The sequence below is a fragment of the Streptomyces sp. AN091965 genome (assembly GCF_022698285.1).
Taxonomy (GTDB): domain Bacteria; phylum Actinomycetota; class Actinomycetes; order Streptomycetales; family Streptomycetaceae; genus Streptomyces.
On record NZ_JALDMY010000001.1, the window covers coordinates 8,643,034 to 8,669,348 of the forward strand.

The following is a 26,315-nucleotide window of genomic DNA, read 5'->3' on the forward strand; positions in this document are numbered from 1 at the left end:
GCCGGGTACCCGCGAACGCGCCGCGTACCCGGAACGCGTCAGCGGGTGCGCAGCGCGAACGTGTGCCCGGCCGGGTCGGAGTAGAGCCGCACCTCGCGCACCCCGTCGCGCTGGGTGTCCACCGGCCGGGCACCGCCCGTGATGGCCGCGCGCTCGGCCTCGTCCATGTCGCCCTCGGCGACGAGCAGTTCCAGATGGGTCTGGTGGGCGTCGTCGGGCCGCGGCCAGCTGGGCGGCGCGAAGCCGGTGTCGCGCCGGAAGCCCAGGCGCGTACCGGACGCTCCGACGGTCTCGAACCGGTCGGCCTGCGGGTTGTAGGTCACGTCCTCGCCCAGGAGACCGGCGTAGAACTCGGCCAGTTGCTCCGGTTCGCCGCTGTCGAGCACAAGGATCGCCGTTTCCACTGTGGCCATGGTGCCCCTCGTTTCGCGGTGGATGTTTCGGTGGGCGGTGACCGGCGGATCCGGGTTTGCCGGTGGCCCGCCGGGGGACTCGCAGCCCCGGCTGGGAAGCCACGGGGAGTGAGGAACCTTGGGCGCGGGGTACGGGCCCCCGCCCAAGGCCCCGGCGGGCTTCCGCCAGGAGGCCGTCCGCCGTACGGCCCGCACGACTGCCCCACTCCGCGAACAGCCGGACCTGCATGGTCGCGGGTGCCCTGACGACCGGGGCGGAAACGTCCACCGCTGTGCCCGGCCCCCGGACGCCGCCACGACTGCCGGGCGCGTTCCAGGGAACCCGGGGACGCGGAACGGACTTCTGCCGAAGGAAAGCGGAGCTATGGAGATCTCAGGGCTCATCAGTGCGATCGTGATCGGCGCCGTCATCGGGATCCTGGGGCGGCTCGTCGTCCCCGGGCGGCAGCGCATCGGCGTCCTGTGGACCATCGTCGTCGGCATCGTCGCGGCGCTCATCGGCACCGCCATCGCCTCGGGCCTGGACGTCGCCGACACCAAGGGCGTCGACTGGACGGAGTGGCTCATCCAGATCGGCCTCGCCGCGCTCGGCGTGGCGGCGCTCTCGCGGGTCAAGCTGCGGCGCTGACCGGCCCGGCACGCCCGCGGCCCCTTCCGGCCGGTCCGCCCGGCGCCGACTATCCTGGGCGGCACGGCCGGCCCCGTACGCGGGGGACGGCCGCACGGCGGTGGGGCCCGCCGTACCCCAACCGCGGTGACGACGCCGCCGACGGTCCCTGCTTGTGAGGACACGCGCCCGCACACTCCCGGGCGGCGCACGAGTGGGAGACGTACGACCGGATGACAGCACCGCGCGACCGGACCGCAGGGCCCGAACCCATCGACCCGGACCTCGACGTCCCGGCGCCCGCCGGGCACGCGGGACCGGCACCCGGCCAGGCGCCCGTGCTCGTCGCGGTGGCGGCGGGCGGCGCGGCGGGCGCGGCGGCCCGCTACGGCGCGGGACTGCTGTGGCCCACCGGGACGGACGCCTTCCCCTGGACCACGCTGGTGGTGAACGCGCTCGGCTGCGCGGTGATCGGCGTGTTCCTGGTCCTGGTCACGGAGGCGTGGAGCGTCCACCGCCTGCTGCGGCCCTTCTTCGGCACGGGCGTCCTCGGCGGCTTCACCACGTTCTCCACGTACGCGATCGACATCCAGCGGCTGCTCGGGGACGGCCACGCCCGGATCGCGCTCGCCTATCTGGCCGCCACCCCGGCGCTGGCGCTCGTGGCGGTGTGGACGGCGGCGGCGACGACCCGCCGCGTGCTCTCCGGGAGGCGACGATGAACTGGGTGTTCGTGCTCACCGGGGCCGCCGTCGGCGCGCCCCTGCGCTATCTGACGGACCGGGCCGTCCAGAGCCGCCACGACTCCGTCTTCCCCTGGGGCACCTTCACGGTCAACGTGGTGGGCTGTCTGGTCCTGGGCGTCCTCAGCGGCGCCGTCACCTACGGCGCCGCCTCGCACTCCGCGCAACTGCTCGTCGGCACCGGCCTGTGCGGGGCGCTGACCACGTACTCCACCTTCTCGTACGAGACCCTGCGCCTGGCCGAGACCGGCGCGCGGTTCCTGGCCGCGGCCAACGCGGCGGCCAGTGTGGTGGCGGGGCTCGGCGCCGCGGTCACCGGCGCGGCGGTGGCCCGGGCGGTCTGGGGCTGATGCCCGCGGGGCCGGGCGGGGCGCCCCCCTGTGAGCGCCCCGCCGGTGACCGGTGTCAGCAGGTGCGGCCCACGTAGTGGGCGCCCTGGATCTTGTCGGCGGAGCCCAGCCAGGTCTTGCCGGGCGCGACGCACCGCTCGTAGTCCGGGGCCAGGGCGACCCTGACCTTGATCACCACACGGGAGCCGTCCGACGTGCAGTGCCGGTAGTAGGCGTCGGAGCTCGTCTCGAAGAAGCCGCACGGATCGGCGGCCGCCGGGCTCGCGGAGACGGTCACCACCCCGAACGACGTCAGCGCGAGAGCGGCCGAACCGAGGGCGCCGATCACCTTGCGACGGATACGCACCAGAGGACTCCTCAAGAGGAAGGGGCCGGAAGAGGCCGGAAGAAGGGGTCCGGACCAGCCGCGCGAGCGGCCGCCGGACCCCGGTCGTCGGCCCCGAGGATCGCCGCCGCGCCCCGCCCCGGACGGGCGAACGCGAGGGGCTCACCTGGTGGATCGTTTCCGCTTGGGCCGATCGAGTGATCGATGAGGGAACGTCATCGTCCGTAAGGATCAGGCCATTCGGTGGCGGGCGTCACAACTCGCCGCCCTGGCGCGGCCGGTGGCGGCGGGCCTACGATGCGTGTGCTCCGGCCGTGGCGGAACGTGCGGCCGAGGGCACACGGACAACTGAATGCGTACGCGACTGGGGAAAGCCGGTGAGACTCCGGCACTGACCTGCAACCGTGTGCGGCACGCCTCGGCGTGACCGCGAGTCGGGCTGCCCAGCGTGGCACGTGCACTGCTTCTCACTGTCATGGTCTGCAGCGTGGAGCCCAGAGCCCGTCACCGGTTCTACGGCCCCCTGCCGCTTCCTTCCTGGAACGCGCGTAGGGGTTTTTCGTGCGGCACCGGCGGCCCGTGGCGCGGGGTCCTCGTGCGACCCCGAACCGAAGGGCCCCCACGACATGGCCGGTGCGATCCGCGCGTCCGCCGCCGCGCTCGGGCTGTTGCTCGCGTCGGCCGTACTCGGCGTCGGCCCCGGCCCGGCGACGCCCGCCGCCGCGGTGGACACCGGGCGCGGCCACGGAGGCTTCTGCAAGGCGGGCGAAGGCGTCACCGTCGTCGTGGACTTCCGGGAGCTCGGCGGGACCACCCTGGTGCGGTGCGCCGTCGGCTCCCAGCGGACCGGCCTCGCCGCGCTCAAGGACGCGGGCATCCAGGTCACCGGCACCAACCGCTGGGGCGAGTCCTTCGTCTGCCGCCTGGAGGGAAGGCCGAACGCCGACCGCGAGCCCTGCGTCGACACCCCGCCCGCCAAGGCCTACTGGTCCTACTGGCACGCCTCCAACGGCGGCCGCTGGACCTACAGCCAGTACGGGGCGACCTACCGCACCCCGCCGAAGGGCAGCTTCGAAGGCTGGTCGTTCTCCCTCGACCGGGACCAGGGCGAGGCCCCCGCGCCGCGCGTGGCACCCCGGCGCCCCGCCGCCCCCGGCAGCGGTGGCGGCGGGGGAGCGGGCGGCGGACATACGGGCGGCGGACATACGGGCGGCGGCAGGCCGGGCCCCGGAGCGCCCGACCGCGGCACCGCGCCCGACCGCCCGGACCGGGTGCAGCCGCCCGCCGGAGGAGGCACCGGCCCCGGCAACGGCGCCCGGCCGCCCGCCGACGGCGGCGGCCTGGCGAAGCCGCCCGGGCACCAGGACAAGAAGGACGGCGCCAAGGACGCCAAGGGCAAGCAGGGCAAGGACGCCGGGAAGGGCAAGGCCAAGGACACCGGCAAGAAGCAGCACGCCGAGCCGTCCCCGCCCGCCGGCTCCGGCTCGGGCCCCGCGCCGAAGCCGAGCGAGGCCGCCGACTGGACCGGCGGCGAGGACACGCGGACCGTGTCGGCGAGCAAGGACGAAGGGGTGCCCACCGGCACGGTCGTCGCTGCGGCCGCCGCCGTGGCCCTCGCCGTCGCCGGGGGAGTGACGGCCCGGCGCCGTCGCCGGCGCGCCTCGGGCGGTGCGCCGTGACCCGGCTCGCCCGGTCGGTCCACCCGGGCGCCTGGTGGCTGTGGGCGCTCGGCATGGCCGCCGCGGCGAGCCGCACTGCCAACCCGGTGCTGCTCGTCCTGATCCTGGCCGCGGTCGGCTTCGTCGTCGCCCAGCGGCGCGACGACGCGCCGTGGGCCCTGGCGTTCCGGATGTATCTGAGCCTCGGCGCCTTCATCGTCGTGATGCGCGTCGGCTTCCGCATCGTCTTCGGCGGCGGCCAGGGCGACACCGTCCTGTTCACGCTGCCGGAGGTGCCGCTGCCCGCATGGGCCGCCGGAATCCGCCTGTTCGGACCCGTGGCCGCCGAGCAGCTCCTCGGCGGTCTGTACGACGGGCTGCGGCTCGCCACCATGGTGGTGTGCGTCGGCGCGGCCAACGCCCTCGCCAACCCCAAGCGGATGCTCAAGGCGCTGCCCGGCGCGCTCCACGAGATCGGCACCTCCGTCGTCGTCACGCTCACCGTGGCGCCGCAGCTGGTCGAGAGCGTGCAGCGGGTGCGCAGGGCCCGGCTGCTGCGCGGCGGCACGGTCAAGAAGGGCTACCGCGGCATCGGCGCGCTGCGCGGCATCGTCGTCCCCGTCCTGGAGGACGCCATGAACCGCTCCCTGGCGCTCGCCGCCGCGATGGCCTCCCACGGCTACGGCCGCACCGGGCGCACTGCTCCGCGCACCCGACTGCTCACCGGCTCGCTGGTCATCGCCGGGCTGCTCGGCGTGTGCGGCGGCCTGTACGGCGCCCTGGGCGCGAGCACGCTGCCCTATCTGGGCACGCCGCTGCTGCTCGCCGGACTCGCCCTGGCCGTGGCCGGGTTCGTGCTCGGCGGACGGCGCGTCCTGCGCAGCACGTACCGGCCCGACCCGTGGCGCGGCGCCGAGTGGACCGTGGCCGCGTCCGGGCTCGCCGCGGGCGCGCTGATGTACGTCGTCTCCCGCACGGACGCGGCCTCCCTCTACCCCTCGCTCTCGCCCCTCGCCTGGCCCGAGGTGACCGTGCTCCCCGCGCTCGCCGCCCTGGCCGGGGCCCTGCCCGCCTGGCTCGCGCCCGCACCGCCGCGCGCCGCGCCCCGGCCGGGGGAGGCCGCCGCGTGATCCGCTTCGAGCACGTCACCCTCACCTACGCGGGCGCTCCCGAGCCCGCCCTGCGCGACGTCGACCTGACCATCGGCGAGGGCGAGCTGTGCCTGGTCACCGGGCGGACCGGCGTCGGCAAGTCGACCCTGCTCGGCGCTGTCAACGGCCTCGTGCCGCACTTCACCGGCGGACACCTCCAGGGCCGCGTCAGCGTCGGCGGCCTCTCCACGGCCGAGGCGCCGCCGCAGGAGTTCGCGCACGTCGTCGGCGTGGTCGGGCAGGACCCGCTCGCCTCCTTCGTGACCGACACGGTCGAGGAGGAACTGGCGTACGGCATGGAGCAGTTGGCCGTCCCCGCCGCCGTCATGCGCAAGCGCGTCGAGGAGACCCTCGACCTGCTCGGCATCGCCGAGCTGCGCCGGCGCGCGCTGCGCACCCTCTCCGGCGGGCAGCAGCAGCGCGTCGCCATCGGCTCCGTCCTCACCGCGCACCCCAAGGTCCTGGTCCTGGACGAACCGACGTCCGCGCTCGACCCCACCGCCGCCGAGGACGTGCTCGCCGCCGTCACCCGGCTCGTCCACGACCTCGGCACCACCGTCCTGGTCGCCGAGCACCGCGTGGAACGCGTGCTCCAGTACGCCGACCGGCTCGTGCACCTGACCGGCGACGGCCGGATCCGCGAGGGCGACCCGGCCGACCTGATGCGCGACAGCGACGTCGCGCCGCCCGTCGTGCGCCTGGGGCGGCTCGCCGGGTGGGAGCCGCTGCCGCTTTCGGTGCGCGACGCGCGCCGCAGGGCCGCCGCGCTGCGCACCCGGCTCACCGGCCACACCCCGGCCGCCGCCCCCGCGCCCCGGGGCGAGCCCTCCCTGAGAGCGCGGCGGGTCACCGTCGCGTACGCCGACACCGTCGCCGTACGCGAGCTGGACCTGGACCTGGCGGGCGGCGAGGTCACCGCCCTCATGGGCCGCAACGGCTCCGGCAAGTCCTCGCTCCTCTGGGCGCTCCAGGGCTCGGGGCCCCGCCACTCGGGGACGGTCGACGTGGGCGGCACCGACCCGGGGAAGGTCGCCGCCCGCAAAGCCCGCGCGCTCGTCGGGCTCGTCCCGCAGACCGCGAGCGACCTGCTCTACCTGCACACCGTGGACGCCGAGTGCGCGCAGGCCGACCGGGAGTCGGACACCGCCGACGGCACCTGCCGGGAGCTGCTCGACGCGCTCGCGCCCGGCATCCCGGGCGACCGGCACCCGCGCGACCTGTCCGAGGGACAGCAGCTCGCCCTCGTCCTCGCCGTCCAGCTCGCCGCCGCACCCGGCGTCGTCCTCCTCGACGAGCCGACGCGCGGCCTCGACTACCACGCCAAGGAGGCCTTCACCGGCGTCATCCGGCGCCTCGCCGCCGAGGGGCGCGCGGTCGTGGTCGCCACGCACGACGTGGAGTTCACCGCGCGGGCCGCCGACCGCGTCGTCGTCATGGCCGAGGGCGAGATCGTCGCCGACGGCCCGACGGCCGACGTGGTCGTCTCCTCACCCGCGTTCGCGCCGCAGGTCGCCAAGGTGCTGAGCCCCCAGGAGTGGCTGACGGTGGAGCAGGTACGGACCGCTCTGGAGGCCGTATGAGCACCCAGCGGCCATCCATGACAGGCCGTCAAGTACGCGGCGCCCGGCGGCTGCGCGTGCCCGTGCTGCCCCTCGGCGCGCGCACCGCCACCGTGCTCACCCTCGCGAGCCTCGCGGGGCTCGCCATGTTCTTCTGGCCGCTGTTCGCCGCGCCCCGGCCCGAGGGCGTCGCGCACACCGCCGACGCACCCCTCGTCTTCCTCCTGACGATGCCGGTGCTCCTCGCCGTCGTCCTCGCCGAGATGTCGTCCGGCGGCATCGACACCAAGGCCCTGGCCATGCTCGGCGTGCTCTCCGCCGTCAACGCCGGGCTGCGGCCCCTCGGCGCGGGCACGGCGGGCATCGAGACCGTGTTCTTCCTGCTGGTCCTCGCGGGCCGGGTGTTCGGCCCCGGCTTCGGGTTCGTGCTCGGCTGCACCTCGCTGTTCGCCTCGGCGCTGCTCACCGCGGGCGTCGGGCCCTGGCTGCCGTTCCAGATGATCGCCTCCGGGTGGATCGGCCTCGGCGCGGGGCTGCTGCCCAAGCGGGTGTCCGGGCGCGCGGAGATCGCGATGCTCGCCGCCTACGGCGTCGTCGTCGCGTACCTCTTCGGCTTCCTCCTGAACATGTGGTTCTGGCCGTTCACGGCGGGGCCCGACACCGACCTGTCCTTCGTGCCCGGCGCGCCGGTCGGCGAGAACCTGCACCGCTTCGCCGTCTTCACGCTTCTCACCTCCACCTTCGGCTGGGACACCGGCCGCGCGCTCACCAACCTCGTCGCCGTCGTCACGCTCGGCCCGGCGGTCCTCGCCGTCCTGCGCCGGGCCGCGCGCCGGGCCGCCTTCGGGGCGCCGGTGACACTGTCGGCGCCCGCCGCGCCGCTCTTGGACACCGAGGCCGCGCCCTCCTCCCCGCCCTTCTTCCGCAAGCACAAGGAGCTTCACCATGCCTCTGTCCGTACGGTCGAGAACGGCGGTGGGGATACCGGTGGCCGCGCTGGCCACGGTGCTCCTTCCGGTCACCGCCCACGCTGAGCCCGCGCCACCGGCGGCGGGGGCGGCGCCCGTCCCCAAGGCCCCGGCGAGCGCTGCCGCCACCTGGATGGCCTCGAAGCTGACCGACGGCTCCAACGCCAAGGGCGACCAGGGGCTGACCGCCGACGTGATCATGGGCCTGGCGTCGGCCGACACCGGCGGCGCCGTGCAGAAGAAGGCCACGGACTGGCTGGAGGCCAACGCGGGGGCCTACATCGAGAGCAAGGGCGGGCCCGGCACCGTCTTCGCGGGCGGCCTCGCCAAGCTCACCCTCGTCGCCGCCGTCGAGCACCGCGACCCGAAGGACTTCGGCGGCCGCGACCTGGTGAAGACCCTCACCGAACGCATGCAGGACAACGGCCGGTTCACCGACAAGAACCCCACCGGGGACGGCTCCCAGCAGTTCACCCAGTCCCTGGCGGTCCTGGCGCTCCAGCGCACCGGCGGAGCACCGGCGAAGGCCGTCGACTTCATCGCCGGGTCCCGCTGCCCGGACGGCGGCTTCCCGCTGGGCCTCGGCGCCACCCCCGCCACGTGCAAGTCCCACATGGACAGCACCGGCCTCGCCGTGCAGGCCCTGCTCGGGTCGGGCCGCACCGCCGCCGTGAAGCCCGCGCTCGACTGGCTGGTGAAGAACCAGCTGCCCGACGGGGGATTCCCCGACAACTCCATGGGCTCCGGCGCGAAGGCCAACTCCAACAGCACCGCCCTCGCCGTCCAGGCCCTCGCGGTCGGCGGGCGCACCGAGGCCGCAGCCAAGGGCGTCGCCTGGCTCAGGTCCCGCCAGGTGAACTGCTCGGCCCCGGCGAAGGACCGGGGCGCGGTCGGCTTCCTGGAACCGAAGGCCGACGGCATGGCCCTGCGCGCCACCGCCCAGGTCGTGCCCGCTCTCGCAGGCAAGTCCCTGGCCCAGGTGGACGCCGCCGACTCCGCTCCGGAGCTAGAGAAGATCACCTGCGTACCGGGTGGTGGCACCCCGGGCGGCGACGACGGCGGCACGTCCGGCGGCAACGGTGACGACGGCGGCACGTCCGGCGGCGGAAACGGCGGAAACGGCGGAAACGGCGGCGACGACGGTGACACCGGCGGCACCGGCGGTGACAACAACGGCGGTACCGGATCCGACGGCGGCACCGGCTCCGGGGGCGGCGGCGGGGGCGACGACACCACCATCGGCGGCTCGGACGACGACGCGACGGGCGGCGGCGGCAACACACCCGCCCCGCAGACCGGCTCCGGCGGCAGCGGCGACGTCGGCGGCTCCGGCGTGCAGCCCGTGGGCAACCCCGGCGGCAGCCTCGCCTCCACCGGCACCTCCCCCCTGCCGATGACGGCCACCGCGGGCGCCCTGCTCGCCGCCGGCGCGACGGCCGTCCTGGTGGCCCGGCGCCGCCGCCCCACCCCCTGAACCTCCCTCCCCAGCACCAGCAACTCCGCACCTACGCAAGGAGAACCATGAACAAGACCTCGACGCTGTCGCCCGTCCGAAGAGCCGCCCTCGTCGTCAGCGCCCTGGGCCTGGCCCTCGCCGTCACTCCGGTCGCCGACGCGGCGCCCGCGAAGGCGACCGCCAACACGGCGGTCAAGGTGACCGTCACCGTGAAGGGGCCCAACAGCACCCTCTTCAACGGCAGCGTCACCACCAAGGGCCACTCCGTGACCACGGCCACGGGCGGCACCCACAAGTGCGACGGCACCAACAACGAGGCCAACACCTCGGCCGGGCCCACCCCGACGGCCGCCCTCGACGACGCCGCCAAGAAGCAGGGCTTCACCTGGGACGGCACCTGGTACCCGTCCTTCGACGACTACTTCGTCACCACCATCGGCGGCCACAACGGCGGCAACGCGTACTACTGGAACATCGCTGTCAACGGCGAGGCCACCCAGGTCGGCGGCTGCCAGCTGCACATCAAGGCGGGCGACAAGGTCGCCTTCACCTGGACCAAGATCAACCCCTGATCCGCCGACGGAGGGTGACGGCCGCCGAGGCCGCCGCCCGCCCGCACCGCACGGGCCCGGCGCAGCGCACCGCGCCGGGCCCGCGCCTCACAACAGCGCCTCCTCGTCGAGCAGGCTCAGCAGATAGCGCCCGTACCCGCTCTTGAGCAGCGGGCCGCTCAGCGCGCGCAGGCGCGCGTCGTCGATGTAGCCGCAGCGCCACGCGACCTCCTCCACGCAGCCGATCTTCAGGCCCTGGCGTTCCTCGATGACGCGTACGTACTCCGACGCCTGGACCATCGCCGTGAACGTGCCGGTGTCGAGCCAGGCGGTGCCCCGGTCGAGGACCGTCACGGCAAGGGCGCCGCGGCGCAGGTACTCCTCGTTGACCCCGGTGATCTCCAGCTCGCCGCGCTCGCTCGGGCGCAGGCCCGCGGCGATGTCGACGACGCGGTTGTCGTAGAAGTACAGACCGACGGCGGCGTAGCGGGACTTGGGCTTGGCGGGCTTCTCCTCGATGGACAGGGCCGTGCCGTGCTCGTCGATCTCGACGACGCCGTAGGCCGTGGGGTCGGCCACGGGGTAGGCGAAGATGCGGCCGCCGTCGGGGGCGGTGTGCTCGCGCAGCTGCACGCCGAAGCTGCGGCCGTGGAAGATGTTGTCCCCGAGGATCAGGGCCACGGGCTCGCCGCCGATGAAGTCGGCGCCGATGAGGAAGGCCTCCGCGATGCCCCCGGGGCGGTCCTGCGCCCGGTAGGTGAGGCTCAGGCCGAGGTGCGAGCCGTCGCCGAGCAGCCGCCGGAAGTCGTCCTCGTCCTCGCGCGTCGTGATGACGAGGATCTCGCGGATTCCGGCCAGCATCAGCGTGGACAGCGGGTAATAGACCATGGGTTTGTCGAAGACCGGCATGAGCTGTTTGGAAACGGCCTGGGTGACCGGCCACAGACGGGATCCTGTGCCACCTGCAAGTATGATTCCGCGCATTGCTGACGGCGGGCCGGACGTTCTTACGGACCGGCCCTTTCCTCCCTTCCTGTTCGGGGTCCCTACCGCGGTACCCCCGTCCGTGTGTATCTTTTCTCCATGCGGATTATTGTGACGGGCGGTGCCGGTTTCATCGGGTCCGAATTTGTCCGGTCCATGTTGTTGGCGCCGGGCGCGGCGCGCGACATCCGTATCACGGTCCTGGACAAGCTGACGTATGCCGGAGTGCGGGAAAACCTGGACCCGGTCGCGGGCCATCCCCGCCACGCCTTCGTGCACGGGGACATATGCGACGGCGCGTTCCTCGACGAGGTGGTGCCGGGCCACGACGCGGTGGTGCACTTCGCCGCCGAGACCCACGTGGACCGGTCCATCACGGGCTCCGCCCCGTTCGTGACGACGAACGTCCTCGGCACGCAGCTGCTGCTCGACGCGGCGCGCCGGCACGGCGTCGGCCGGTTCCTGCACGTGTCGACCGACGAGGTCTACGGCTCGATCCCGGTCGGCTCCTGGTCCGAGGAGAGCCCGCTCGCGCCCAACTCGCCGTACGCGGCCACCAAGGCGGGCTCCGAACTGCTCGCGCTCGCCTGCCACCGCACGCACGGCATGGACGTGGTGGTGACCCGCTGCTCGAACAACTACGGGCCGTACCAGTTCCCCGAGAAGGTCATCCCGCTGTTCATCACCCGCCTCCTCGACGGCGGCACGGTGCCGCTGTACGGCGACGGACAGCACGTCCGCGACTGGCTGCACGTGTCGGACCACTGCCGGGGCATCGAGCTGGCGCTGCGCCACGGCAGGGCCGGGGAGGTCTACCACATCGGCGGCGGCACGGAGCTGACGAACGAGCGGCTGACCGGGCACCTGCTCGCCGCGACCGGCTGCGGCTGGGAGCGGGTCGAGCGCGTCCCCGACCGCAAGGGGCACGACGCGCGGTACTCCCTGGACTGCACCAAGGCCGCCACGGAGCTGGGCTACGCGCCGCTGGTCGGCTTCGAGCGCGGCCTCGCCGAGACCGTCGCCTGGTACGCGGACCACCGCTCCTGGTGGGAGCCGCTGAAGCGGCGCGCGGCCCTGCGGACCCCGGCGTAACCACCGCCGGGACGCCCCCGCCCGCCCGGTCACGACGGCATCCGGGCGGGCGCCCCCGCGGCGGCCAGCGTGCCCGTGAGCCCGTCCGCCAGGCCGATCCGGGCGCGCCAGCCGATCTGCTCCCGGGCGGCCGTGACGTCCAGCCACACGTCCGACCGGTCGAAGCTGCGGGCGGGCTCGCGCCGCACGTCGAGGGCGCGGCCCGCCGCCCGCTCGAAGTGCCGGCGCAGCTCGTCGAGCGAGGTCGGCACGCCGGAGCCGATGTTCAGGGTCGTCGGCCCGGGCGCGGCCCGCAGCCGGTCCGCCCGCCGGTGCACCGCGAGCAGGGCGGCGCACACGTCGGCGACGTGCACGTAGTCCCGCCGGGCCCGGCCGATCAGCGTCAGCGCCCGGCCCGCCCGCACGGCCGCGGCCCAGTGCGGGACCACCCCGAACCCCGCGCCCGCGGGCTGCCCCGGGCCGTAGACGTTGGCGAGCCGGAGGATCACCGGCGCCGCCCACTCGGCGCTGACCAGGGCCCGCTCCTGGGCGAGCTTCACCGCGCCGTACGCCGTGACGGGCCGGGTGGGGGCGTCCTCCCGGTAGGGCGCCCCGGCGTCGGGGTCGTACACGGTCCCGCCCGAGCTGGCGAGGACCACCAGCGGCCGGTGGGCGGCGCCGCGCAGCCCCCACAGGAGCAGTTGCAGGTTCCAGTAGTCCTGCGCGGCGAGCCGGGGCTCCCGCTCCGCCCGCGCCGGTGTCACGCCGCCCGCCACGTAGAAGACCGTGTGCGAGCGCAGCAGGGCGCGGTGCACCCGGTCGCCCCGCATGAAGGGGTGCCGCCGGGTGAAGGAGCACGTCCGCAGGCCCGCCGCGTCGAGCGCGGCGCGGAGGTTCCTGCCGATGAACCCGGAACCGCCGACCACGGCGACCCGCGCGGCCGCGGACGATCCGGCCGCACCGCCTCGGCTCGATGTCATGACGTGGCCCCCACATTCCTCGAAAACCGCTTCCTGATATTTCTTTCCGGGCGTGCCTGATAAACGGCTCCGGGTAATTCAGGGGAGCCGGAAATGGCTTCTCTTTAATTCTGGCCGCAGGTTGACAGCACGTCGTACGGCGCTTAAAAATTGTGCACGCATCCCCCTTTCTCGCGTGCTCTCCACGCGTCCGGCAGCCGTATTGACGAAGGAGGTTCGCCATGCGCGGAGCCATCATTGGATTCGGCACCATCGCCCTGGGGCACATGGTCGGCTATTCGCGGGTACAGGATTTATCCATTGCCGCGGTCGTCGACGTGTCGAAGGAACGGCGGAGCCATGCGGAGGAATCGTTCGGACTCTCCGCCTACAGCGACTTCGCCAAGCTGGTCGCGAACGAGGACCTGGACTTCATCGACATCTGCACACCGCCGAGCAGCCACGCCGAGTACTCGGCGCTCGGCCTCGCCCACGGACTGCACGTCCTGTGCGAGAAACCGGTCTTCCTGCCCGACGAGGACGGCTACGCCGGCCAGTTGAGCAGGATCCGCGCCAGTGACCGCGTCTACTACCCGTGCCACGTCTACAAGTACGCGCCCGTGCTCGCGGCGATGAAGGAGCGCATCGCCGCACCCGGCTTCGGCAAGGTCGTCGGCGCCCACTTCCGCACGCTGCGCGCCGGACACGCCAAGGGCGTGCCCGACTGGCGGCCGCACTGGCGGCGCGAACCCGGCACCTCGCACGGCGGCATCCTGCGCGACCACGGCCCGCACAGCGTGTACCTCGCCATGAACCTGACAGGTTTGACCCCGGTCTCGGTGTCCTGCCTCACGGGGCGGCTGCGGGACGGCGCCGCGTACGCCGACACCGAGGACACCGCCCTGATGCGGCTGCGGTGCGAGGACGGCGTCGAGATCGCGCTGCACCTGTCGTGGGCCGCCGGTCATCGCAGCACCGGGTACTCGATCATGGGGACCTCCGGTTCCGTGGTCGTCGACGGTGACGACCTCACCTACGCGGCGGACGGCGACGTGGTCCGCACGTCCATCGAGTCCGGCTTCGACGACCCGTCCCACCAGGAGTGGTTCGAGCGGATGCTGCGCGACTTCACGGCGGTGGTCGCCGCGCCCGAGCGGGGCCGTGACCTCATCCGCGAGGCGCTGACCACCTCGTTCGTGATCGACGGCGCCTACGCGTCGGCCGCCGACGGCGGCCGGTGGGTCGACTGCCGCGTGCCCGAGGCGCTCCTGGCCCCGGCCTGACGGGTCGTCAAGATCGCGGACAGGGACGTGCGGTGGTCCCGTGCCGGAGGGGCACGGGACCACCCGCTAGCCCGCGCGGCGGGCGGCGAACATCGCCCGCACGTGCTGTTCGAGCCCCCGGTCCAGCTCGAAGCCGAGCCACCGCCGGCGCAGCCGCTCGGCGGCGAAGCAGGTCGCCCCGCTGCCCGCGAACGGATCGAGGACCAGGTCGCCCGGCTCGGTCAGGAGCTCCACGAACAACTCCGGGACCACCGTGGGCCAACGGTCCACATACGGGTGCAGAGACGTTTCCGCCAGCGCTTTCTCATACGCCTGGTCGTAGACGCCCGACGTGTCGAACTCCAGCAGATTGCCCCGGACGAAGGGCTGCCGCGCCGGGTGCCGCAGCGCCGCGACGTCGTAGTGCACGTCGTGCGTGCGCGCCATGACCCAGATGGGCGTGATGGAGTCCGGGGCCCGTGCCGCGCCGTCCGGCTCCGGGTTGAGCAACTGCGGGTTGTAGTAGTAGAAGTCCTGCACCAGGCGCCAGCCCGCCGCGGCCAGGGCGTGCACGGCACCGGCGTGCTGCACCGCCTTGCCCGGCGCGTCGGAGAGCCAGATGCCGCCCAGCTCGAACGCGACACAGCCGTCCGGGCGCAGCACCCGGTCGAACTGCTCGAAGAACGGCAGGATCCAGTCGAGGAACTCCGCGCCCGTGCGGTCCTCGTCGGCGATGAGCCGCGGCCCCTCGAAGGGCGGCGAACAGACCACCGCGCGCACGCTGCCGTCGGGCACCCCCTTGATCAGCGCGAGGCTGTCCCCCCAGTAGTAGGAGCCGTGTTCGGCCCCCAGAGCGCAGCGGTCTCCCGCCACAGTCGTCGACTCGGTCACCACGGGACCCTCTCCCTTCCCTGTCGTCGTTGCGTACGGCGGCTGTCGGAGCGGCTCACTCCGAGGCCCAGGCGATCGCGCCCCGCTCCTCGGGGGCGACGGTCTCGCCGCTGTTGGAGTAGCCGCCCAGGTAGTAGCGGAGCGTCGCGCGCCCCGTGCACACCATCGGCTCCGCGCGCTGCACGAGGCGGTAGTAGAGCTTGTCGTCCTCGCTGACCAGACCGTCCGCGTCGGCCGCCGAGAACTCCTCCTCGAAGGGCACGTCGAGCAGCAGCTCCCGCGCGAGCAGCCAGGCGCTGGTGTCCACGGGCACCTCGAACGTCCCCGGCCGGTCCTTGATGACGTTCGAGCCCGGCACGCAGATGCCCTTGGCCACGTAGTCCGCGTACATCCGCTCCGCCTCGGCGACGCTGTTCGCCCACGGCCAGCGCGGTTCGAGGTACGGGGCGCCGTCCTTGTCGAGGAGGCCGACCTCGCTGTAGACGGCGCGTGCCGCGTGCGCGCGGGCCTGGTCGAGCAGGGACTGGAGGTGGTCGGGCGTCCATTCGTTGTCGTCGTCGAGGAAGGCGATCCAGGAGGAGTCGGCGAGCCGCACCCCCAGGTTGCGCAGGCGCGACGACCGGCCCGGACCCGACTTCTCGTGCGGCTCGCGCGGCACGTACCGGATCTCGCAGCGCGGGAACGCGTCCGTCACCTCGCGCAGCGCGGTGAGCGTCTCCTCGCTGTCGTCGATGAGGACGAGGTGGCGCACCGGCACGTCGGTCACCTGGGCGCGGACGCTGCGCATGGCCCGCTGGACGAGCACCGGCCGGTAGCGGGTCAGGGTGACGACGGTGATGCTCTCGCCGCCCTCCTCCGGTGCCGCCCCGCCGGTCGGGTTCTCGTTCGCCGTCATGTCAGGCACCTCCCACCGGCGCCGAGAGGGACCGCTCCACGCAGCCGTCGTCGGCGGTGATGTCGTCCTTGCAGACCTCGAGGAACGGGAAGTCGACCAGCTCCTCCAGCTGCTCGGTCACCTGCCACCCCGCGCGCGGCCGCTCCTGGTGCGGATGCAGCTTGCCGACGCTGCCCAGGCAGTTCCGGCAGGCCCGCAGCGGATCGGCACCGGTGAGGAAGCGGTGCAGGCGCTCCAGGAAGTCCGGTCCTTCCTCGATCCGCAGGCCGTCGACGTGCGGGTCCCAGCCGCCGTCGCGCAGCTGCCGGGGCATGAACACGCTCTGCGGGCAGCGGTAGAGCCAGCCGTCGTAGACGGTGTGCGAGTTCCAGAAGTGGGCGAGCTTGCAGGTGTCGAAGACGTCCCGCACCAGGCCCGGCGCGTCCGTGCCCGACTCCGAGTACACCGCGCGGAAGTGCCCGTAGTAGTTGACGAGCAGGGAGACCCCGTGGTCCCGGGCCAGCCCGCGGTACCGCTCGACCTCCTCGGGCGCGAGCATCCGGCTCGGGTAGACCGAGATCTCCAGGGAGTCCACGGCCTCCCAGAAGCGCTCCGGCGCGCGGTGCAGGAGCGTGCCGTTGGTGGCCACGAGGATCGTGTCGGAGATCCCGGTGGCCCGCACCGCCTCGATCAGACCGACGACGTCCGGGTGCAGCAGCGGCTCACCGCCCATGATCTTCGCGTACGAGGCGTGGTAGCTCCTGGCGAGGACGCTCAGGGTGTCGTGGATCTCGGCGGGGTCGGCGTTCTCGCGGCGGTACAGCGGCGAGAGGTGGGCGCAGGACTGGCAGCGCATGTTGCACTGGAGGCTCGCGTTGACCTCGACTCCCTCCGGGTTGAACACCTTGCCGTCGGCCAGGCGCACGCTCATGCCCGGCCCCTCTCCGCCCCGTCCCCGAGCCGGTCGAGGTGGGTGACGACCTTCTCGACGGCGGTCGCGATCGCGGTCACGTCCCGCTCGGTGCCGAGCAGCGCCTGGTGGAGGAAGGCGAAGCAGGTGCGGTACGCGGCCGTCGCGGCGGGCAGGTCGAACCGGGCGGGGTCCAGGCCCCGCCGCGCGTCGTCCGAGCCGGGGGTGCGCGGGGACTTGAGCGGCACGTACAGCGGGTTGGCGTTCAGCGGTGTGTCGAGGGTCTCGAAGAACATGTTCAGCTCGGCGGACATGGCGTCCACGACGCGGCCGACGGGCACCGGGCCGAGCAGCTCCGCGTCCAGGCGGATGACGAAGTCGTAGTAGGTGCGCCGGGTCAGACCGGGCGGCGCGGGCAGCGTGGACACGCCCTGGATGCCGGCGAGCAGGTCGGTGAGGGCGGCGGCGTTGCGCTCCCGGCGCGCGGTCTGCTCCTCCAGGAACTCCAGCTGGCTGAGCGCGACCGCCGCGTGGAACTCGGACATCGAGTGGTTGTGGCCCTCGACCGCGCCGACGTCCTCCAGTTCGAGCTGGCCCGCGACCGGCCGGGCCGTGTAGCGCCGTCCGTTGGCGCGGTACTGCTGGAGCCGGTCGTGCAGCTCGGCCGACGTGGTGAGGACGACGCCGCCCTCGCCGCAGGTGAGCACCTTGGTCTGCTGGAGGCTGAACACCCCGATCGTGCCGAAGGTGCCCACCTTGCGCCCGCGCCACTCCGCTCCGTGCGCCTGTGAGCAGTCCTCGATGAGGGGGATGCCGGTGCTCTGCGAGAGCTCCTGGAACGCGTCGACGTCGGCGGCCGAGCAGTAGGCGTGCACGACGAGGATCGCCCGGGTCCGGTCGGTGACCGCGGCCTTCGCCGCGTCGGCCGAGATGCTCAGGGTGTGCGGGTCGACGTCCACCAGGACCGGCGTGGCGCCGAGCGCGTGCGCGGCCGACGCACACGCCACCCAGGTCAGGCCCGGCACGATGACCTCCGTGCCGGGGCCGACGCCGAGGGCCTCCATGGCGATGGTGAGCGCGGCCGAGCCGTTCGTGGTGGGCACCGCGTAGGGCGTCAGACCGGGGGCCGCGTGGTAGGCGGCGAACGCCTCGGAGAAGCGCCGCTCGAAGCTCGGGGTGCCGGTGTAGACGCCGCTGACCGCCCAACGCCCGGACGTGGCGGCCGCGTTGAGCAGGGTCAGGGTGGACTCGGGAGCCTGTGGCCAGGCGGGCCAGGCGCCGTCGTGGACCGGGGTGCCGCCGTGCAGGGCGAGGGGTGAACTGCGTACCGCTGACATGTGTGTCCCCTTGGTCGTCAGGAACGGGGGTGCGGGATCGGGAGGTACGGGAAGGGCGGTGGGGTGCCCGGCCGGCCGGGCCGGTGGACGGGCGGACCGGGTGGTCAGGCCCGTGCGGAGGCCGGGGCCGCGAGGAGTTCCCCGCGGGCCGCCTCCACCTCCTGGAGGAGCTCCTTGGCGCGCGACGGCTCCCGCAGGAAGGACACGAACGCCGCCATGCCGGTGTCCGAGAGCTCCCAGGTGGTGTCGAGGTCGTAGAACTGCCCCAGGTGGTCGGCGCCCCGGACGATCTCCATGCCCTTGGTGACGTGCCGCCCGCCCCGGGCCACGTCGACGTCGGTGCGGGTGGGCAGCGTGGTGAGCCGCTCGATCGTCAGCTGCTGCACCTCGCGCGACCCGAGGTGCGCGAGGAACGCGGTGGCCTCGGCGGGCGCCTCGCTGGTCCCGGTCACGAAGTAGCCGTCGACCGGGGTGTCCTCGCCGACGGGCAGGCCCGGGTCGATCAGGGGGAAGCGGAAGAAGTCGATGTCCGGCTCGCCGGGCGGGGTGTACTCGTCGGTCGCGTACGCACCCACGAGCGTCATGCCCGCCTCGCCGCGCAGCACCGCGGCGACGGCCTCCTCCTCGTCGTACGCCGCCGGGTCGCCGAGGAACCAGCCGCTCTCGACGAGCCGCTGCCAGAAGGCGAACACCTTGGTCACGCGCGCGTCGGTGTACGGCACGCGCAGCGCCATCAGGTCCTGGTGGAACGCGGGACCGTTCAGCCGCATGTCGAGGTAGTCGAACCAGGCGGCGGCCGGACAGCGGTGCCGGGCCCCGAGGGAGAACGGGGTGAGGCCCGCGCGGCGCAGCACGGCGCACGCCTCGTCGAGGTCCTGCCACGTCTCGACCGGCGTGCGGATGCCGAGCTCGGCGAAGACCGAGGGTCGGTAGTACACCGCCCACCAGTAGTGCGAGGTCGGCAGGAAGCACGACGGGCCCATGCCACCGGTCATGGAGCTGAACCTCGGCAGGTACACATCGGCGAAGCCCTCCGCGCGCCACATCGCGGAGATGTCGAGCATCAGGCCCTGGTCCACCAGGGCGCGCATGCGGTTGCCCGCGAACCAGGTCATGACGTCCGGCGGGCTCTCGCCGGTGAGCCCGGCGTGCAGCAGGGCGCGCAACTCCTCGTGGTCCTGGACCGCCAGGTCGACCGGCGAGTCGGGCCGCCGCTCGTTCCAGCGGGCGACGACCTCGTCCGCGAAGCCGCGCATGAGGGGGGAGGTGTGGTCGGTGAGGAAGCTCAAGGGCATACGGACTCCTCAGGCCGGGGACGGGTCGGACGCGGCGGCGAGGACGCGGCGGAAGACGTCGACCGCGGCGGACGCCTCGCGCCCGAAGTCGCCGAAGTCGTCCTCGATGGTGAGCCCGCCCCGGTGTCCCGCGGCGAGCAGGGCCGCAACGAACTCCTTCTGCGCGCCCTCGTGGAAGTCACCGCTGCCGCGCGGCACGGACGAGGTGTGCGCGTGCCCGATGGCCGGACCCGCGGCGGCCACCTCCTCGGCGACGGGCAGCTGCTCGCTCAGGATGTGGAAGCAGTCGGTGGTGATCCGCACGTCCGCCCCGGTGAGGCCGTCGACGACCTCCCGCGCCTCGGCGCAGGAGTTCACGAAGTTGGTCTCCGTACGGTTCAGGGGTTCGAGGGCGAGCGTCATGTCGCGCCGGGCACACTCCTGGTGCGCCCGGGCCAGGAACTCCCTGAACTGCCGCAGGGCCCGGTCGGCGGCGAAGCCGGGCGGGATGCCGCGGGCCTGCCCGCTGCCGAGCACGACCGTGCGCACGCCGAGCGCCGCACCCCGGTCGCACAGGTCGCGGAACACCTCCAGGGCCGCCGCGTGGTCGGCCTCCGCGCCCACGACCCGGCACCCGTAGCGGCGCGGCAGCGGTGACGTCATGGCCTTGAAGGGCAGGCCCGCCGCGCCGAGGCGGGCGCGCAGGGCGGCGAACTCATCGCCTTCGACACACAGCATGTCTCCTTTGATCTCCAGGTAGTCCAGCGGCAGCCGGGCGGCCTGCTCGGCCTCCGGGGCGCTGCGCACCACGCACCCGAGTTCCATGGCGCTCCTCATTTCTGCTTCATCGCTGCTGCACTGCTGCGTCATCGCTGCGTCGACCGGAGTGACCGCAGCGACCGGAAGACCGACTCGAAGGCCGCGAGCCCCTCGTCGAGGTGGTCCTCCGGGATGCTCAGCGGGGGGTAGATCCGGATCCGGCTGTCGTACGCCATGGCCAGGACGCCCTCGGCGAGGAGGTCCTGGAAGATCCGGCGGGTGACGTCCTTGGGCAGCGGCTGCCGCGTGCCGGGCTCGACGAGCTCCACGCCGACCATCAGGCCCACGTTCGCGGCGTTGCCCACGAACGGGAACTCCTCGGTCCAGGAGGCGAGGCGGCGTGCCACCGTCCCCCCGAGCGCGCGGGCCCGTTCGGGCAGGCCCTCGTCGAGCAGGATCCGCAGGGTGGCCAGGGCGGCGGCGCTGGCCAGCGGGTTGCCGCCGAAGGTGGACGCGGCCGCGCTCGGCTCGCCGAAGGAGGTGCCCTCGACCAGCTCCGCGCGGCTGACGATCGCGCTGGCGGGGACGCCCGACGCCATCGCCTTGCCGAGCACGACGACGTCCGGGCGGACCTCGGGGTCGTGCTCGAAGGCGAACAGCGCACCGGTCCTGCCGAAGCCGGTGATGACCTCGTCCAGGATCAGCAGGGCGCCGTGCCGGTCCGCGAGGCGGCGCACGGCCCGCAGATATCCGGCGGGCGGGATGATGTTGCCGTTCGTGCCCTGCACCGGCTCCACGATGATCGCGGCGATGTCCCCGACGGAGCCGTTCTCGATGGACTGCTCGGCGAGGTCCACGCAGGCCTGGCCGCAGCTGCTGTGTTCCAGCTGGAGCGGGCAGCGGTAGCAGTAGGCGTACGGCACCTGGTGGGAGCCCGGCGGGAACGGTCCCGAGCGGTGTTTGCGGGGCCCGCCGTGCAGGCTCAGGGCCCCCTGGGTCTTGCCGTGGAAGCCGCCCCAGAAGCTGACGACCTCGTGCTTGCCGGTGGCGGCGCGGGCGAGCTTCACGGCGGCCTCGACCGCTTCGCTGCCGGTCGAGAACATGTGTATCTTGCCGAGCCGCTCCGGGAGTTGGGCGGCGAGCAGCTCGTAGTAGCGGGAGCGCGCGTCGGTGTAGAACGTGCCGACGGCGCACGCGCTCAGCTGCTCCCCGACCTCGGCCAGGAACCTGGGGTGGGCGTGGCCGATGTTGCACACGCCGACGCCGGTGAAGAAGTCGATGTACCGCTTGCCGTCCTTGTCCCACACCTCGGCGTTGCGCGCGCGGTCCACGACGAGGCCGGACAGGTCCGTCATGGACTGTCCGCCCGGCAGCCGGTGGCTCCGCTCGAGTGCGATGGTGTGGTGGGTCGACGACGCGGGCAGGGCGGTGGGACTCATGCTTCCTTGGGCCTTTCTGCCACGATTGCGTCCGCTGCGCATTGCCTCTCGCGCTATCGCTTTACATTCCTTTGAAGTTCGAGACGACGGGTTTCGGGCCGCGCCTCAGCGGCACTTGCCCGCTTCGCCGCCGAGCCCTTCGGGCGCGCACCGGGCGAAGACGCGCTGGAGGACCGCGATGTCCTCCCGGGCGTCGCGCACATCGGTGAGCGGCGGTGTGCCGTCCACGACACAGGAATGGAAGGCCCGCAGTTCCTCGCGGAACGCCTCGTCGTACGAGACCTGGATCCGTCTTTCCACGAGTGCGCCGTCCTCCATGTGCTGGGCGACGACGGGAGTCGGCCAGTGCTTGAGGAAAGGCGAGGGGAATTGAATGCGCACCCGCTGGGCCGGGGAAAGCACCGCGATCTCTTCGAAATAGTCGCGGACGTCGTCCAGATAGGTCCAGGTGTAGCTGGTGCGCAGGCCGCCCGGATGGGAGAGCATCGTCGTCACGGACGGATAGCGGGAGTCCCGCGGCCAGATCTCCGTGAACAGCACGTCGTCCGGCTCTCCCACGAGGGCCCGCAGCGCGTTGACGTCGTGCACCATGCTGCCCAGGAACACGTCGTGGTAGACGAAGCGCAGGGCGTCGGGGACCGCGCCGACCGCCTCGTCGAGCAGCTCCTCCTGGGCCCGGTGCGCCCGGTCGGCGACCTGGCGCGGCACGTCGTCGAAGCGGCGCACGCCGTGCATGGAGATGTACTGGTCCTCGCTGGGGTGCAGGGTGTTGATCTGCGCGTACCGAGGCTCTTCGATGGCGCTGACCAGCTGTTTCCCATACAGGAAGCCGGGGTCGTAGCGCTTCATGTAGGCGACCATGAGGCGCACTCCGGCCCGGGCGGCGGCCGCCTCGATCTCGTCGGCCTCGCGGAGCGTGAAGCACAGCGGCTTCTCCACCAGGACGTGCTTGCCCGCCTCGACGGCGGCGAGGACCTGCGGCGCGTGACTGCCGCCGCTGAGCACCAGGACGGCGTCCACGTCGGTGTCGAGGAGCGCGCGGTGATCCGTGAAGCGGCGCTCGGGCGGCACCCCGTACCGATCGCCCAGGGCGTCGAGCAGGCCGGGGGAGAGGTCGCTGAGCGCGGTGATCTCGAACTGGTCGGAGAGGCTCCGCAGATAGGGCAGATGCATGATCTGGGCGACGGTTCCGCAACCGATGACGCCCACGCGGACACGTTCTTTCTGCACGGCACCAACTTCTCTCGACAGGAGCGGAGGGGAGCGGTGGAGCGGGGAAGCAGGGCAGCACGAAAAGGCCGGACCTGCTGTCCCGAAAAGGGGTTAACCCAACGGGGCGCGGCGCCCGGAGGGAAACGAGCGATGACGTCTACTGGCTTACGTCACCGATGAAACTGGGCGGAATTCCACACAGGTCTCCTCTGTGCCCGGACATCGTTCGGCTAACGAACCTGACTCAAATCCCCCGTGCTTGGGACGGCACCAAGGCACGTACACGGCAGGCGAGTTCCTGCGTGCCGATAAGTGCTCGGCACGGCTCACACCCTTGGAACGACTTGGTGATACCTTTACATAGTCGCGTGTACACCACAAGGGGGTTGTCCATGTCTTTGGCACATGCCGAGGGCGGTGCCGCTTTACTCGAACTCGCCGTCAGGGCCGCGCGCCTGGCCGGTGACCTGCTGCTTGAGGGGGCCGCGTCGGGACCGCCCGAGGTCCGGACCAAGTCGTCCCCCACGGACCTGGTGACCGCCTTCGACCGTGCGAGCGAGGAGCGCGTCGTCGAGGTCCTCACCGCGGCCCGCCCGGACGACGGCATCCTGGGGGAGGAGGGCGGCGAGCGCCCGGGCCGCTCCGGGGTGCGCTGGGTGATCGACCCCCTGGACGGCACCGCGAACTTCGTCAGTGGATATCCGGCGTTCGTCGTGTCCGTCGCCGCCGAGCGCGACGGCCGTACCGAGGTGGGCGTCGTGCACGACCCGTCCCGCCGCGAGACGTTCACCGCGATCCGCGGCCGGGGCGCCGCCCGCGACGGCAGGCCGCTGTCCGTGTCCGGCCCCGATCGGCTCGAACAGGCCCTGGTCTCCACGGGGTTCAGCAGCGACCCGGCGGCACGCGCCCGGCAGGCGGCCCTCGCCGCCCACGTGGTGCGCCACGTCCGGGACATCCGCAGCAGCGGCTCCGCCGCCCTCGACCTGTGCTGGGTGGCGGCGGGCCGCCTGGGCGCGTACTACGAATCCGGTACGCGTCTGTGGGACCGCGCGGCCGGAGTGCTGATCGCGCGGGAGGCCGGGGCCTGGGTCGGCGGCGGCGCGGCCGGGGAGCCGCCCGGCGACGCGATGACGATCGCGTCCGCCCCGCACGTGGCGCACGAACTGCGCGCCCTGGTGGGCCATGCCTGACCCGGTGGAGTCCCCGGCCTCCGGCACGCTGACGGCGCCGGACCCGGGTGCCGGGCGGGCCGTGCGGCACGGTTTCCGGCTGCTCGTCGGCTCCCACGTGCTCAACGAGACCGGGGCGGCGGCGACGCTCGTCGTCCTGCCGCTGACCGCCGTCCTGGCCCTGGACGCCTCGGCCTGGCAGACGGCCCTGATCGAAACCGCCTACTTCTCCGCCTACTTGGTGCTCGGGCTGCCCGCGGGCGCCCTCGTCGAGCGGGCACGCCCGCGCCGCGTCATGATCGGCGCCGACCTGGTCCGCTGTCTGGCCCTCGCGTCGCTGCCGCTCGCCTGGGCGGCCGACGCGCTGTCCCTGCCCATGGTCTACGGCGTGGCGCTGCTGCTCGGCTGCGCGCAGCTGTTCGGCGACATCGCCGACCACAGCTATCTGCCGCGCCTGGTGCCCGACGAGCGGCTCGTCCAGGGCAACAGCACGCTGCAACTGGTGCGCTCAGGGGCGGAGTTGGGCGGCCCCGGGCTCGGCGGGCTCTCCGTGCAGTGGCTCGGCGCGTACTGGGCGCTCGCGGCGAACGCCGTCGGCTCGGCCGTCTCGGCGGTGCTGCTGTGGCGCATCAAGGTGCCCGAGCCCGAGCCGCCCGCGCTCGCGCACGGCCTGGCCCGCCAGACCTGGGAAGGCCTGCGCTTCGTGCGCCGCCAGCCGGTCCTGCGCATGATCGCGCTCTCCGCGGGCCTCAACAACCTCGTCTTCTCCGCCGCCTTCGCACTCGACGTGGTGTTCCTCAGCAAGGTCGTCGGCATCTCGCCGGGGCTCGTGGGCGTGCTGCTCGCCTCGGGCGCGGTGGGTGCGCTCGCCGGGGCCTGGCTGACGCCGCGCCTCGCCCGGCGCTTCGGCGACGCCCGCACCGTGGTCCTCGCGGTGCCCGTCGCCGCCCCCTTCCTGCTGCTGGCGCCGCTGGCCCAGGACGACTGGCGGGTGCTGCTCTTCGCCCTCGCCCACATCGCCATCAGCGTCGGCGTCACCGTCTTCAACATCCTTCAAGTCACCTACCGGCAGCGGGTGTGCCCGCCGGGCATGCTCAGCCGGGTGTCGGCGATCTTCCGCTGCGCGGTGTGGGGGGCCGCGCCCCTGGGAGCCCTCGCGGGCGGCGCCCTCGCCACGCACCTCGGCGTCCGCCCCGCGCTGTGGGCCCTCGCGGTCGCGCTGCTCGCCGTGGCGCCGCTCCTGCTCTGCTCCCCGCTGCGCCGGACGCGGGACTTCGACATCAACTTCCCCACCACGCACTCTAGTTGCTAGCGTGGAGCAATGCAGAATCTTCCTGAAAAGTTTGATGAAACGCGTCTATGGGAAGCTTTGAGGGGATTCGGTGTGTCCCCGTCGCGTGTCACCTACGCCCCGGTCGGATTCGGGGACTACCACTGGACGGTGACCGACGAGGACGGCCGGCCGTGGTTCGCCACCGTCTCCGACCTGGAGCACAAGGAGCACTGCGGACAGGGCGCGGTGGCCGCGCTCAAGGGCCTCCGCCAGGCCATGGACACGGCGCTGACCCTCCGGGAGCGCGACGGACTGCGCTTCGTCGTGGCCCCGGTCGCCGCCACCGACGGCGGTCCGGTCCTGCCCCTGGACGCCCGGTACGCCCTCACGGTGTTCCCGCATGTCCCGGGCCGCGCGGGGGAGTTCGGGCAGCGCCTGTCCGATGCCGAGCGGGACCAGGTGCTCGACCTGCTCGCGGAGCTGCACGGCCGGACGCCCCCGGACACCACGCCGCCCGCCGCGGTGGAGCCCCCGGGCCTCGACGGCGTCCTCGCGGCCCTCGACGCGTCGGAAGGGCCCTGGCCCGGCGGACCGTTCGCCGAGCCCGCGCGGAAGCTCCTGCGCGAGCACGAGGCGACGCTCCGCGAGCGCCTGGCCGCCTTCGAGACGCTCGTCGCGCGCGTGCGGGGCCGGGGCGCGCCGCTGGTCGTCACCCACGGCGAACCGCATCCGGGCAACCTCATCCTCGGCGAGGAGGGCTATCTCCTGGTCGACTGGGACACGGTGGGCCTCGCCCTTCCCGAGCGCGACCTCTCCCTGCTCTCGGACGACCCGGCGGCCCTCACCCGCTACACCGAGCTGACCGGGCGCACCCCGGACCCGGACGCCCTCGCGCTCTACCGGCTGCGCTGGAGCCTCCTGGACGTGGCCGAGTTCGTGGAGTGGTTCCGCGGCGAGCACCAGCGCACGCAGGACACCGAGTCCGCGTGGAAGGGCTTCACGGACACCCTGGAGCACCTGGCGGCGGCGAGCGGCTGACCCCCTGCCCGCCGGCCCCCCGCGCTCACCCCGTCTTCACCGGCCGCGCCGCTGGTCAGGCCCCATGAGAGGGTGTACGGAC

26 protein-coding genes are annotated in these 26,315 nt (G+C 73.2%); 14 read left to right on the top strand and 12 right to left on the bottom strand.

Annotation, left to right across the window (positions count from 1 at the left end; all coding sequences use genetic code 11):
* Nucleotides 1-38: 38 nt before the first annotated feature.
* A complete protein-coding gene (locus MQV74_RS35870) occupies nt 39-413 on the bottom strand; it encodes a VOC family protein (RefSeq protein ID WP_242727377.1) in 375 nt (124 codons plus the stop codon).
* Nucleotides 414-777: 364 nt separating this feature from the next.
* On the opposite strand from MQV74_RS35870, the gene MQV74_RS35875 reads away from it, so the two are divergent.
* The 3 genes from MQV74_RS35875 to crcB all read left to right on the top strand — a co-directional run bounded on the left by MQV74_RS35875 (nt 778) and on the right by crcB (nt 2,113).
* Nucleotides 778-1,041 carry a GlsB/YeaQ/YmgE family stress response membrane protein gene (locus MQV74_RS35875; RefSeq protein ID WP_138963637.1) on the top strand — a complete coding sequence of 88 codons (264 nt, stop codon included), beginning with the start codon at nt 778-780 and terminating at the stop codon, nt 1,039-1,041.
* A gap of 212 nt (nt 1,042-1,253) precedes the next feature.
* Complete coding sequence (locus MQV74_RS35880; protein WP_242727379.1) at nt 1,254-1,742, top strand: fluoride efflux transporter FluC; 489 nt, start codon at nt 1,254-1,256, stop codon at nt 1,740-1,742.
* A complete protein-coding gene (crcB, locus tag MQV74_RS35885) occupies nt 1,739-2,113 on the top strand; it encodes a fluoride efflux transporter CrcB (RefSeq protein WP_242727381.1) in 375 nt (124 codons plus the stop codon). The genes MQV74_RS35880 and crcB overlap by 4 nt, the downstream gene beginning before the upstream one ends.
* Nucleotides 2,114-2,168: 55 nt before the next feature.
* Here crcB and MQV74_RS35890 read toward each other — a convergent pair whose 3' ends face one another.
* Entirely contained in the window at nt 2,169-2,441 is a 273-nt protein-coding gene (locus tag MQV74_RS35890) for a DUF6355 family natural product biosynthesis protein (protein WP_374120816.1), read from the bottom strand.
* 623 nt (nt 2,442-3,064) lie between these two features.
* Here MQV74_RS35890 and MQV74_RS35895 point away from each other — a divergent pair.
* The 6 genes from MQV74_RS35895 to MQV74_RS35920 are packed head-to-tail and all read left to right on the top strand — an operon-like array spanning nt 3,065 to nt 9,802.
* Complete coding sequence (locus MQV74_RS35895) at nt 3,065-4,117, top strand: hypothetical protein (RefSeq protein WP_242727385.1); 1,053 nt, start codon at nt 3,065-3,067, stop codon at nt 4,115-4,117.
* Nucleotides 4,114-5,226, top strand: coding sequence for an energy-coupling factor transporter transmembrane component T (locus MQV74_RS35900; RefSeq protein ID WP_242727395.1), 1,113 nt, complete (start codon nt 4,114-4,116; stop codon nt 5,224-5,226). The genes MQV74_RS35895 and MQV74_RS35900 overlap by 4 nt, the downstream gene beginning before the upstream one ends.
* On the top strand, nt 5,223-6,827 hold the full coding sequence (locus MQV74_RS35905) for an ABC transporter ATP-binding protein (RefSeq protein ID WP_242727397.1): 1,605 nt from the start codon (nt 5,223-5,225) through the stop codon (nt 6,825-6,827). The genes MQV74_RS35900 and MQV74_RS35905 overlap by 4 nt, the downstream gene beginning before the upstream one ends.
* A gap of 17 nt (nt 6,828-6,844) precedes the next feature.
* Entirely contained in the window at nt 6,845-7,840 is a 996-nt protein-coding gene (locus tag MQV74_RS35910; protein WP_242727400.1) for an ECF transporter S component, read from the top strand.
* On the top strand, nt 7,752-9,248 hold the full coding sequence (locus tag MQV74_RS35915) for a prenyltransferase/squalene oxidase repeat-containing protein (protein ID WP_242727402.1): 1,497 nt from the start codon (nt 7,752-7,754) through the stop codon (nt 9,246-9,248). The genes MQV74_RS35910 and MQV74_RS35915 overlap by 89 nt, the downstream gene beginning before the upstream one ends.
* Before the next feature lie 47 nt (nt 9,249-9,295).
* Nucleotides 9,296-9,802 carry a DUF4430 domain-containing protein gene (locus tag MQV74_RS35920; protein ID WP_242727404.1) on the top strand — a complete coding sequence of 169 codons (507 nt, stop codon included), beginning with the start codon at nt 9,296-9,298 and terminating at the stop codon, nt 9,800-9,802.
* An 87-nt stretch (nt 9,803-9,889) separates the two neighbouring features.
* Here the strand turns inward: MQV74_RS35920 and rfbA are convergent, their stop codons facing one another.
* The gene (gene rfbA / locus MQV74_RS35925) at nt 9,890-10,765 is read right to left on the bottom strand and encodes a glucose-1-phosphate thymidylyltransferase RfbA (protein ID WP_242727406.1); all 876 of its coding nucleotides are present in this window, start codon (nt 10,763-10,765) and stop codon (nt 9,890-9,892) included.
* A gap of 99 nt (nt 10,766-10,864) precedes the next feature.
* On the opposite strand from rfbA, the gene rfbB reads away from it, so the two are divergent.
* Nucleotides 10,865-11,857: a dTDP-glucose 4,6-dehydratase gene (gene rfbB, locus MQV74_RS35930; RefSeq protein WP_242727408.1), complete on the top strand. Its 993-nt coding sequence runs from the start codon at nt 10,865-10,867 to the stop codon at nt 11,855-11,857.
* Nucleotides 11,858-11,886: 29 nt separating this feature from the next.
* Here rfbB and MQV74_RS35935 read toward each other — a convergent pair whose 3' ends face one another.
* Complete coding sequence (locus MQV74_RS35935) at nt 11,887-12,816, bottom strand: NAD-dependent epimerase/dehydratase family protein (protein ID WP_242727410.1); 930 nt, start codon at nt 12,814-12,816, stop codon at nt 11,887-11,889.
* Between the two features lie 221 nt (nt 12,817-13,037).
* Here MQV74_RS35935 and MQV74_RS35940 point away from each other — a divergent pair, with 221 nt between their 5' ends.
* Nucleotides 13,038-14,078 (top strand): Gfo/Idh/MocA family protein, encoded by a 1,041-nt coding sequence (locus MQV74_RS35940; protein ID WP_242727412.1) that lies wholly within the window; start codon nt 13,038-13,040, stop codon nt 14,076-14,078.
* A gap of 66 nt (nt 14,079-14,144) precedes the next feature.
* Here MQV74_RS35940 and MQV74_RS35945 read toward each other — a convergent pair whose 3' ends face one another.
* From MQV74_RS35945 to MQV74_RS35980, 8 genes are all read right to left on the bottom strand, one after another.
* A complete protein-coding gene (locus MQV74_RS35945) occupies nt 14,145-14,948 on the bottom strand; it encodes a DNA-methyltransferase (RefSeq protein ID WP_242727414.1) in 804 nt (267 codons plus the stop codon).
* Between the two features lie 55 nt (nt 14,949-15,003).
* The gene (locus MQV74_RS35950) at nt 15,004-15,843 is read right to left on the bottom strand and encodes a glycosyltransferase family 2 protein (protein WP_242727417.1); all 840 of its coding nucleotides are present in this window, start codon (nt 15,841-15,843) and stop codon (nt 15,004-15,006) included.
* Between the two features lies 1 nt (nt 15,844).
* The gene (locus MQV74_RS35955; RefSeq protein ID WP_242727419.1) at nt 15,845-16,753 is read right to left on the bottom strand and encodes a radical SAM protein; all 909 of its coding nucleotides are present in this window, start codon (nt 16,751-16,753) and stop codon (nt 15,845-15,847) included.
* Nucleotides 16,750-18,069 carry a DegT/DnrJ/EryC1/StrS family aminotransferase gene (locus MQV74_RS35960; RefSeq protein ID WP_242727421.1) on the bottom strand — a complete coding sequence of 440 codons (1,320 nt, stop codon included), beginning with the start codon at nt 18,067-18,069 and terminating at the stop codon, nt 16,750-16,752. Before MQV74_RS35960 ends, MQV74_RS35955 begins: the two co-directional genes overlap by 4 nt.
* A 104-nt stretch (nt 18,070-18,173) precedes the next feature.
* The gene (locus MQV74_RS35965; protein WP_242727422.1) at nt 18,174-19,364 is read right to left on the bottom strand and encodes an ABC transporter substrate-binding protein; all 1,191 of its coding nucleotides are present in this window, start codon (nt 19,362-19,364) and stop codon (nt 18,174-18,176) included.
* A 9-nt stretch (nt 19,365-19,373) separates the two neighbouring features.
* Nucleotides 19,374-20,168: a sugar phosphate isomerase/epimerase family protein gene (locus MQV74_RS35970; RefSeq protein ID WP_242727424.1), complete on the bottom strand. Its 795-nt coding sequence runs from the start codon at nt 20,166-20,168 to the stop codon at nt 19,374-19,376.
* Nucleotides 20,169-20,209: 41 nt separating this feature from the next.
* Complete coding sequence (locus MQV74_RS35975) at nt 20,210-21,541, bottom strand: aspartate aminotransferase family protein (RefSeq protein WP_242727426.1); 1,332 nt, start codon at nt 21,539-21,541, stop codon at nt 20,210-20,212.
* A 105-nt stretch (nt 21,542-21,646) separates the two neighbouring features.
* The gene (locus tag MQV74_RS35980) at nt 21,647-22,771 is read right to left on the bottom strand and encodes a Gfo/Idh/MocA family protein (protein ID WP_242727428.1); all 1,125 of its coding nucleotides are present in this window, start codon (nt 22,769-22,771) and stop codon (nt 21,647-21,649) included.
* A 374-nt stretch (nt 22,772-23,145) separates the two neighbouring features.
* On the opposite strand from MQV74_RS35980, the gene MQV74_RS35985 reads away from it, so the two are divergent.
* The 3 genes from MQV74_RS35985 to MQV74_RS35995 all read left to right on the top strand — a co-directional run bounded on the left by MQV74_RS35985 (nt 23,146) and on the right by MQV74_RS35995 (nt 26,233).
* The gene (locus MQV74_RS35985) at nt 23,146-23,943 is read left to right on the top strand and encodes an inositol monophosphatase family protein (RefSeq protein ID WP_242727429.1); all 798 of its coding nucleotides are present in this window, start codon (nt 23,146-23,148) and stop codon (nt 23,941-23,943) included.
* Nucleotides 23,936-25,234 (top strand): MFS transporter, encoded by a 1,299-nt coding sequence (locus tag MQV74_RS35990; protein WP_242727431.1) that lies wholly within the window; start codon nt 23,936-23,938, stop codon nt 25,232-25,234. Before MQV74_RS35985 ends, MQV74_RS35990 begins: the two co-directional genes overlap by 8 nt.
* A 72-nt stretch (nt 25,235-25,306) precedes the next feature.
* A complete protein-coding gene (locus tag MQV74_RS35995) occupies nt 25,307-26,233 on the top strand; it encodes a phosphotransferase (protein ID WP_242727433.1) in 927 nt (308 codons plus the stop codon).
* Nucleotides 26,234-26,315: the final 82 nt, after the last annotated feature.

Excerpts from the sequence above, each read along its gene's own strand:
- MQV74_RS35870 (WP_242727377.1), bottom strand. The coding sequence starts at position 413 with ATGGCCACAGTGGAAACGGCGATCCTTGTGCTCGACAGCGGCGAACCG.
- MQV74_RS35875 (WP_138963637.1), top strand. The coding sequence starts at position 778 with ATGGAGATCTCAGGGCTCATCAGTGCGATCGTGATCGGCGCCGTCATC.
- MQV74_RS35880 (WP_242727379.1), top strand. The coding sequence starts at position 1,254 with ATGACAGCACCGCGCGACCGGACCGCAGGGCCCGAACCCATCGACCCG.
- crcB (WP_242727381.1), top strand. The coding sequence starts at position 1,739 with ATGAACTGGGTGTTCGTGCTCACCGGGGCCGCCGTCGGCGCGCCCCTG.
- MQV74_RS35895 (WP_242727385.1), top strand. The coding sequence starts at position 3,065 with ATGGCCGGTGCGATCCGCGCGTCCGCCGCCGCGCTCGGGCTGTTGCTC.
- MQV74_RS35910 (WP_242727400.1), top strand. The coding sequence starts at position 6,845 with ATGACAGGCCGTCAAGTACGCGGCGCCCGGCGGCTGCGCGTGCCCGTG.
- MQV74_RS35915 (WP_242727402.1), top strand. The coding sequence starts at position 7,752 with ATGCCTCTGTCCGTACGGTCGAGAACGGCGGTGGGGATACCGGTGGCC.
- MQV74_RS35920 (WP_242727404.1), top strand. The coding sequence starts at position 9,296 with ATGAACAAGACCTCGACGCTGTCGCCCGTCCGAAGAGCCGCCCTCGTC.
- rfbA (WP_242727406.1), bottom strand. The coding sequence starts at position 10,765 with ATGCGCGGAATCATACTTGCAGGTGGCACAGGATCCCGTCTGTGGCCG.
- rfbB (WP_242727408.1), top strand. The coding sequence starts at position 10,865 with ATGCGGATTATTGTGACGGGCGGTGCCGGTTTCATCGGGTCCGAATTT.
- MQV74_RS35935 (WP_242727410.1), bottom strand. The coding sequence starts at position 12,816 with ATGACATCGAGCCGAGGCGGTGCGGCCGGATCGTCCGCGGCCGCGCGG.
- MQV74_RS35940 (WP_242727412.1), top strand. The coding sequence starts at position 13,038 with ATGCGCGGAGCCATCATTGGATTCGGCACCATCGCCCTGGGGCACATG.
- MQV74_RS35950 (WP_242727417.1), bottom strand. The coding sequence starts at position 15,843 with ATGACGGCGAACGAGAACCCGACCGGCGGGGCGGCACCGGAGGAGGGC.
- MQV74_RS35955 (WP_242727419.1), bottom strand. The coding sequence starts at position 16,753 with ATGAGCGTGCGCCTGGCCGACGGCAAGGTGTTCAACCCGGAGGGAGTC.
- MQV74_RS35960 (WP_242727421.1), bottom strand. The coding sequence starts at position 18,069 with ATGTCAGCGGTACGCAGTTCACCCCTCGCCCTGCACGGCGGCACCCCG.
- MQV74_RS35965 (WP_242727422.1), bottom strand. The coding sequence starts at position 19,364 with ATGCCCTTGAGCTTCCTCACCGACCACACCTCCCCCCTCATGCGCGGC.
- MQV74_RS35970 (WP_242727424.1), bottom strand. The coding sequence starts at position 20,168 with ATGGAACTCGGGTGCGTGGTGCGCAGCGCCCCGGAGGCCGAGCAGGCC.
- MQV74_RS35975 (WP_242727426.1), bottom strand. The coding sequence starts at position 21,541 with ATGAGTCCCACCGCCCTGCCCGCGTCGTCGACCCACCACACCATCGCA.
- MQV74_RS35985 (WP_242727429.1), top strand. The coding sequence starts at position 23,146 with ATGTCTTTGGCACATGCCGAGGGCGGTGCCGCTTTACTCGAACTCGCC.
- MQV74_RS35990 (WP_242727431.1), top strand. The coding sequence starts at position 23,936 with ATGCCTGACCCGGTGGAGTCCCCGGCCTCCGGCACGCTGACGGCGCCG.